An 8,097-nucleotide genomic window follows, 5' to 3' on the forward strand; every position below is an offset into this window, starting at 1 on the left:
TAGGGGCTGTTGATCTTTGTAGTATATATATTAATCAGCCCACATTGGTAGCCACATCATAGTAAATGCTAAAGCGAGCATGGAATGATAATTCCGTTCAAGCTTTTCATACCTTGTAGCTATCCCTCTATATTGTTTGATCCGACCAAAGGCATTCTCAACTAAGTGCCTATATTTGTACATGCACCAGTCAATATCTTCATTACCCACTAAACTGTTATCCTTGCGTGGAATAACGGGTGTAGCGCTATTATCACGAATAAACTCTCTTAGTTTTTCACTATCGTAGCCTTTATCTGCGACAACCACATTACTCGTTGGGCAATTGTCTACAAGTGACTCTGCATGGACGATATCATGCGTATTTCCACAGGATAATTCATAATAAACAGGCAATCCTCCGCTATCTACTGCAAGATGAATTTTAGTCGAATTGCCACCTCGACTCTTACCGATTGATTCATTGCCAGCGGTTCTTGCACCGCAACTATGCTGGTGAGCCCTGACAATACTGCCATCAATAAAGATCCAATCCATATCAGCATAGTGGGATAACACACGAAATAATTCATTCAAAATATCTTTTTTGGACCATAAATTAAATCGTCTATAGATAGCACTCCACGAGCCGAAATAAGACGGTAAATCTCGCCAAGGAATACCGGTACGCATCTTATAGAGTATGCCTTCGAGCGTTTTTCTATGCTCAGGCTTATTATAAATTCGACCACTTAAGTGCATTACTTTTGATAAGACATTCCATGTCGCGTCTGTTAACATTAATCTTGGCATGAGGGTTCGGTGTAACGTTTTTTAGCGAATTCAATTATACCTTATCCTCATGCTGTTTGTTTTTTATACCGCAAAGATCAACACGCCCTAAACAATTTTAAAAAAATGATCGTATCTTTATCCTTACTATTTGGCTGTGCTCACGTGTTAGCGGCTGAGCCGAATGTCGAGTTTAATGCAAAAAACAATCAAGCAGATATTTTTATAGAAAAATGTCAGCTATGGCGAGATGCAATGCGCGACAATAATAAAGAGGTTATGTGGAGCTTTGTTGAGCAAAAATATAAAGGCACTCTTAAACCTAAAATGACTAATAAAATGAATAAAGTGGCTTCTAGGCATAGGCGAGCTCTAAATGAAGCTGGTGCTTATATTAAACACGCTGAATATTTATTGAGTGAAGTATCAAAGGATGTTGCTCAAGTTATTATCAAATGGGGTAACGGTAAAAAAATGAATTTTAGTGATAGCTGTGTGTTCGATCTTCTCCCTGGAACAGCAAAATGCGTATTAGACATATAATTAGTGACTAATTAACAAAGAATTTTTTTGAGTATTTAGTGAGGACTCATGCAATGAATATAGCGATTAAATAAGGAATGTTAGTGCAAGTAAAGTCAATTAGTGAATAGGTTACCAACATATTAGCCATCATTTTTTAATTAGACGCAAAGGTTCAACGCAAGTATCTACAAGGCTAAGGCATATCGTATTTAATCAGTTAAAAGCTGAAACAAGTTTTAGTAAGATATGTAAAACAGAATAAAACGATGCGCAGTACACCCTATCCTGAAAAGGTATTAAATTCATAGTATTTTTTATGCTCTTGTTTCTACTCAGTATGTGATGCAGGTATTTTTCATCGTTCTATACTGTGTTTAAAATAAGAGAAAATGGTATGTTGGCTTATGTTTTCCCAAAATTGATCCAATTTAATTTCATTAACTTTAGGTTAAAGTTGTTTACTCTAATATAGCCATATTAGATGATTTTGAAATTTAATGTCTCTTTTATAAATATCCAGATAAGGAATAAGTTCATCATGAACAAAGGATTAAAGTTTGCAGGTTTTTTTTCTCTATTAGTTTTTAATACCTATAGCTATTCTCAGGGTCACAACATGACTTTAAATTATGGAATGAAAGATGATAAAGGGTATCTAGCTGATATTACCGTAAGTGTTAACGATACATATTTAAGAACTGATTATCAGCTTAAAAGAGAAAAGCTAACTGAGTTAACTATAAAATGGGATGCGCAGTATGTTATTGATCATAGAAAAAAACGCGCTTATTTTATTGACTTTGACACAGCTAATAAAAAAGGCGATGCAGCATTTAGTGCGATGGCTTCTCAATCATCTAATTTTACGAAAGAACAGATATTTGCTATGAGCATAGACCCTGAAAATGATGAATCAGAATATATAGAGTACACTCAATCAGGGGACAACAAACTTACCGGTAGACAGAACTCCGATTTTATACACGAAATTGGTTATTTAGAGGTGCCTAACAAGTATGTAACTCAAGAGCAATATGACTGGTTATTATCTCGTTCACGAGAAGACCGTAAATTTGGTCAAGCATTTGTTATGGTATTAGATCAACCAATTACGGAGGTGATTCGACGCTTGAATTACCAGTATCCTGTATTCCCTGTTTACTTAAGAACTGAAAAATTCACTTTATTCTTAAAATCTGTAAATACGGATACTATTTCACCTAAATCATTAGGTGTTGGTTCAGGTATTCTTAAACAAGATATTACAGATAATGCCATTCAATTCTTAGGTGAGCTATCAAGGTTATACACACAAAAACCTTAAATTTTAGATTGGTGTCTGTTGAACTTTGTAGTGCATATATTGATCAACTCACATTGGTAGCCACAAAATTGTAAATACTAAAGCGAGCATTGAATGATAGTTTTGTTCAAGCTTTTTATACTTTGTGGCTATCCCTCTATATTGTTTGATTCGACAAAAGCATTCTCAACTTAAATTACTAATACGTATTTACCTTTTATTATAAAATAGGTAAGTCGATATGTTTTTGATTACTTATTGTTCATAGTAATTATGAGTTTTATAAAAAACTAATGATTTAGTTTTTTTAGAATGAAATTTATAGCGATAACCGATTAGTTATAGGGTCCTTTTTATTCCCTAATGCTCTATAATAACAATAATGAGAATTTATGGTGAAGGTAAATGTTAAAAAGAAATACTTTTTTGAGCGTAACAAAAAGTAATAAGCTAATACTTGTTGCTGCATTAATTTTTGTTCTTATAGCTTTACCATCTCTGTATATATTTGAACAAAAAGTCAGAAGTGATATCTACAACTCTTCTCAAGTAGAGCTTAAGCGTGAGCTTGAAACTAAAAGCCTTTCATTAAAAAAACACTTTCAAGATAGCGTAACCGCTATTCGATTTTTAGACGCGACTCCTCCTATTCAAGGTATTACGCGAGCAACAGAAAACAAATTAATCGATCCCTTATTAGGTACTCCTATTGGCGTTTGGCAAGAACGATTGGGCAGTATTTTTTCTGGTTTTATGCGCACTGACGAAAGCATACTGCAAGCACGATATATTATGCTTGCCGATGGCGGACAAGAAGTTGTTAGAGTTGACCGTAATCACCAAGGCAAACTTGTAAGGCTTGAAGGTCAGCAATTACAAAAGAAAGGGCAAAGAGACTACATAATTAAAACAAGCATGTTAGATGAGCATAGTGTTTATATTTCACCAATTAACTACAACCGAGAAAATGGTGAGATTCAAAAACCTTACACTAGTACTTTTAGAGTTGCAAAACCTGTTTTTGATGAAGACAAACAGGTTTTTGCTGTATTAGTCACAAATTACTTTGCTGATCAATTAATTAATAGCTTAACGGTTGAATTGCCACATGGTACCGAAATTTACCTAATGAATAACGAGGGTGAATTTTTGTATCACCCTAATCCTGATTTTAGGTTTGGTTTTGAATTTAATAAAAGTAAAACGTGGAACCAAGAATTTACTAATACAGAAAATATGCTATCTGAAAGTACGATCCCATTAAATAATTATCCCGAACATTATTTTATTAAAAAGCGTATTTATTTTGATGACGATATTACTATGTTGCCTCTTGAGATTGCGGTGAGTATTAGTACTGATATTTTATTAGAAAAAGTAAGCGAAAGACGTCAAAATTTTATAGTAATGTTGTTAGTCTTTTTTAGTGTGTTTTTGATTATAACATTTTTATATCAGCGATTTATAAACAGAAAATTACTTATACACTCATTAAAAGAGCAAAATAATAGGGTAATAGAAAACTCACTTGATGCCATTTTTACAATTGAAGAAACAGGTGAAATAGTACATTTTAATAATACTGCAAAAGAAGTGTTTGGTACTTCACTTGAAAACGAAAATACTCAGTTCATATCATTATTTACTTTAAGTGAAGAAGATAAAAACTGTATTAAAGACACAATAACAGATGGCACAAAAATGCCATTTGAAGCCATGTACATAGATAACGATGGTAATACACAATACTATTCAATTACCTTAACTAGTATTTTTGATGTGTATAACGAGCGTTACCAAGTGGGTGCAATTTTAAGAAATATAAGTTCATTAAAAAATATTCAATCAGAACTCGAAGGTCTAAATAGCACTTTAGAGCTTAAAGTATCACAAAGAACAATTGAGCTAGAACATGCTATAGATCAAGCACTAGCAGCTAGCCAAGCGAAGAGTGACTTTGTAGCCAATATATCGCATGAAATACGCACCCCAATGAATGGTGTGTTGGGTATGCTTGAAATGCTCAAAGAAGATGGCTTATCTGAACAACAATACCATTATTTAAAACTTGCAAATAGCAGTGCTAACTCACTGATGAACTTGATTAACGATATTCTCGATTTTTCTAAAATAGAAGCAGGAAAACTTGATATAGATAACCATACGTTTGATGTAGTTACAGTGTGTAGCGATATGATTAGCTCTTTAGCACTACACGGTCAGCGTAAAGGACTTGAAGTATTTTTAGATACAAAAGATGTAATAGACCGAATGGTAATAGGCGATAGCCATCGACTTAAACAAATTTTAATTAATTTAGTTAATAATGCATTTAAATTTACCCACCGGGGTGAAGTAAGCTTAACTGTTGGCTCTAAGTACATTACCGACTCAAAGCTATTAATGAGCTTTACAATAAAAGATACGGGTATTGGTATTGCGCCAGAGAACATAGACAAACTATTTGAAGTATTTACACAAGAAGACTCAAGTACAACCCGCCNGTACAGGCTTGGGCTTATCCATATGTAAAAAACTTGCTCAGTTAATGGGTGGTAATATTACAGTTATAAGTGAAAAGGGCGCTGGTAGTACGTTTACAGCAACGGTTGAGCTACACGTAGCACAAGAGAAAAAACTAAATACTGGTATTGAGCTTGCTACTAGTATTAACGTAGCGGCTTTAATAGCGCGCGATAACGTCTACCAAAATGTGTGCGATTTATTACTATTAACTTGTAAAGTAAATGCAGAAAACATTATAAGGCTCGACTACTTTAGTGAGCATAAAGAGTTTGAAGCCGACTTATTATTGATTGATGATGAGCATCCTCAAATTGATGCGTTAATTGATCACTGTAAACAGTTTAATAAAAAGTACGTCTTAATTTTGCGCGACATGGTGACCGATAAACCGTCTAAAATGGTCTTACCTGAGGGCAGCCATATTCTGAATAAACCACTTACTCAAGATCAATTTAGCTATAAGCTGGCAAGTTTGTTTGGGGCTAGTAGTGAGTTTATAATTACACCACCTAAAGGCTTAACCGAAGAACAAGTAGAGCCTGATTTGTCGGCTTATCATATTTTATTAGTAGATGATAATATGATAAACATTGAAGTAGCCAAAGCGATTTTAAAACGTACTAAAGTTAAAATCACTTGTGCATCAGATGGTATAGAAGCATTAGAAGCTTTAAAAGAAAATACAGAGCAAGCCTTCGATGTTATTTTAATGGATTGCCAAATGCCTAACTTAAATGGTTACGATACAACAAGTGAAATAAGAAATAGTAGAGCTGGGGTAGATTACACGCACATACCTATCATAGCGATGACGGCAAGTGCAATGGAAGGTGATAGAGAGCGTTGTTTAGCCGCAGGAATGAACGACTACATTACTAAGCCGATAAAGCCACAAACGTTAAAAGATAAACTCATCACCTGGTTAAGTTGATTCAAAATAAATTATTCAGCTGCTTACGCAGCTGATTTTTTAGGCTTTGTATTAGTTAATATATCTAACTTAATATATCTAATTTTGTTATATCGGCAGTATCGAGCACGCTCAGTGTATATGGCTAATGTAGTAGTTCAATTTTCCCATCAGCTTATCCTAAAAGTGCGGTGCAATTTTCAATTTAATCGCCATCGTTACAATATACTATCCCATTATCAACTGTGATTTTAGGATGATGAATATGCCCACAAATAATTCCATCTACGTTTTGTTTTTTAGCTTCATGAATAGCAGCATCTTCAAACGTTTAATACCTTCACGTGTTTTGTATACCCGAGCTTTTATTAATGATTCAAGTAAGTAGTAATTACCACCAAATAATTTACGTATTCGATTGGACCACCGATTCAGAAATAATAAATCGTATCCTGCATAGCCAGCAATACTAATCAGTTTGCTATGACGAGTAACGGGATCAAAGTCATCGCCGTGTACGAGTAAAAAATGTTTATTAGTTTTAGAGGTGTAAATAAACTGCTGGTGGAGTTCGAACCCAAATAAAGTTTGATTTATATAGCTTCTGAACGTTTAGTCATGATTACCGGGAATATAAATGATGCGTGTACCGCTAGCCGCTTTTTGTTGTATAGAGTTTAATACTTGGTAATGCGAAGGGGGTTAATAAAAATGTCGTTTTCTCGACCATAAATCAATAATAACACCCACTAAATAAAGTGTGTTAGATTCTACTGAGTTTAAAAAATTGAGTAAGTAATCGGCTCTACAGTCTTTATAGCTTAAATGAACATCAAATATTTAAATAGCAGGGTGGTGTTATTTTTACTGTTTGTGCGGCTAAATAGCACATATAAAATTTAGATATAAAAAAACCGCTTTAAAAAAGCGGTTTTTAAATTATATTTAAGCTATTTTTGCTTAACCTTTAACGGCTGCTTTAATTACATCGATTGCTGTGTCGATATCAACCATTAGCTTTTCACCCGTACGACGGTTTTTAAGCTCAACTTTATTCTCGTCAAGGTTACGCTCACCAATTACGAGGGTAAATGGCACACCAATTAGCTCCATATCGTTAAACATAACGCCAGGGCGTTCTTTACGGTCATCAAACAACACATCAAGCCCTGCATCTTTTAAACCTTGATAAAGGTTATTAGCAATATCAGGAATACGATGTGATTTATGCATGTTCATTGGCACAATCGCTAAATCGAATGGGGCGATAGGTGCAGGCCAAATGATCCCGTATTGATCGTTGTTTTGCTCAATGGCAGCGGCAACAATACGTGATACGCCAATACCGTAACAACCCATAGTCATTGTTTGGTTTTTACCACCTTCGTTTAATACACCCGCCTTCATCGCTTCTGAGTACTTAGTGCCAAGTTGAAAAATATGACCTACTTCAATACCGCGTTTAATTTGTAAAACGCCTTGTCCACATGGGCTCATATCGCCTTCAACAATATTACGAATGTCAGCAACTTCGTAATCAGTTACGTCACGATCCCAGTTAATACCGCTGTAATGCTCGTCATCTTTATTAGCACCAGCTACAAAATCAGCAAGTATGTTTGCAGTTCTATCAACAATAATTGGCATTGATAGACCAACAGGTCCTAATGAGCCAGGCTTTGCGCCAATAGCGGCAATAATATCTGCCTCTGTTGCCATTTCTAGTGGAGAGTCTACTAATGGATGCTTTTCAGCTTTTAGCTCGTTCAATTCATGATCGCCACGCAGCACTAATGCAACTAAACCACGTACTTCTTTTTCATCAGGCGTACCATAAACAATTAACGTTTTAACACCGCGATGTGGTTTAACACCGTAGTTCTTTTTAAGCTCGTTAATTGTTTTAGCATCCGGCGTTGGAAATGCCTTTAGCTCTTTTGATGCTTCAGGGCGAGGCTCGCTTGGTGCTAGCGCTTCTGCTTTTTCAATATTAGCTGCGTAGTCGCTGCCATCACTAAATGCAATTGCATCTTCACCCGACTCAGCAAGTACATGAAACTCG

At 35.0% G+C, this 8,097-nt stretch carries 6 protein-coding genes and 2 pseudogenes; 4 read left to right on the forward strand and 4 right to left on the reverse strand.

What is annotated here, in order from left to right:
* Window positions 1-30: 30 nt before the first annotated feature.
* Window positions 31-792: an IS5 family transposase gene (locus L647_RS0113830; protein ID WP_024611512.1), complete on the reverse strand. Its 762-nt coding sequence runs from the start codon at window positions 790-792 to the stop codon at window positions 31-33.
* 105 nt (window positions 793-897) lie between these two features.
* Here L647_RS0113830 and L647_RS0113835 point away from each other — a divergent pair, with 105 nt between their 5' ends.
* Window positions 898-1,314, forward strand: a complete 417-nt coding sequence (locus tag L647_RS0113835; protein WP_139015450.1) for a hypothetical protein — start codon at window positions 898-900, stop codon at window positions 1,312-1,314.
* Window positions 1,315-1,912: 598 nt separating this feature from the next.
* A complete protein-coding gene (locus tag L647_RS0113840) occupies window positions 1,913-2,620 on the forward strand; it encodes a hypothetical protein (protein WP_139015451.1) in 708 nt (235 codons plus the stop codon).
* Window positions 2,621-2,668: 48 nt separating this feature from the next.
* On the opposite strand, the pseudogene L647_RS1000000125350 reads toward L647_RS0113840, so the two are convergent.
* Window positions 2,669-2,779 (reverse strand): annotated as a pseudogene (locus L647_RS1000000125350) (IS5/IS1182 family transposase); the annotation flags it as partial.
* Window positions 2,780-3,004: 225 nt separating this feature from the next.
* Here L647_RS1000000125350 and L647_RS1000000126770 point away from each other — a divergent pair.
* Window positions 3,005-5,131 carry a histidine kinase dimerization/phospho-acceptor domain-containing protein gene (locus L647_RS1000000126770; protein ID WP_343223054.1) on the forward strand — a complete coding sequence of 709 codons (2,127 nt, stop codon included), beginning with the start codon at window positions 3,005-3,007 and terminating at the stop codon, window positions 5,129-5,131.
* On the forward strand, window positions 5,112-6,056 hold the full coding sequence (locus tag L647_RS1000000126775; protein ID WP_343223055.1) for a response regulator: 945 nt from the start codon (window positions 5,112-5,114) through the stop codon (window positions 6,054-6,056). The genes L647_RS1000000126770 and L647_RS1000000126775 overlap by 20 nt, the downstream gene beginning before the upstream one ends.
* A 23-nt stretch (window positions 6,057-6,079) precedes the next feature.
* Here L647_RS1000000126775 and L647_RS1000000126470 read toward each other — a convergent pair.
* Together L647_RS1000000126470 and proS are read right to left on the reverse strand one after the other, a co-directional pair.
* Window positions 6,080-6,881 (reverse strand): annotated as a pseudogene (locus L647_RS1000000126470) (UDP-2,3-diacylglucosamine diphosphatase).
* 114 nt (window positions 6,882-6,995) lie between these two features.
* The coding region (proS, locus tag L647_RS0113855) for a proline--tRNA ligase (protein ID WP_024611615.1) at window positions 6,996-8,097 on the reverse strand (1,102 nt) is incomplete at its 5' end.

The sequence above is a fragment of the Pseudoalteromonas sp. TB64 genome, from assembly GCF_000498095.1.
Lineage (GTDB): Bacteria > Pseudomonadota > Gammaproteobacteria > Enterobacterales > Alteromonadaceae > Pseudoalteromonas.

Bases quoted from the DNA above. Each gene is read 5' to 3' on its own strand.
- L647_RS0113835 (WP_139015450.1), top strand. From the start codon at position 898: ATGATCGTATCTTTATCCTTACTATTTGGCTGTGCTCACGTGTTAGCG.
- L647_RS0113840 (WP_139015451.1), top strand. From the start codon at position 1,913: ATGACTTTAAATTATGGAATGAAAGATGATAAAGGGTATCTAGCTGAT.
- L647_RS0113830 (WP_024611512.1), bottom strand. From the start codon at position 792: ATGCCAAGATTAATGTTAACAGACGCGACATGGAATGTCTTATCAAAA.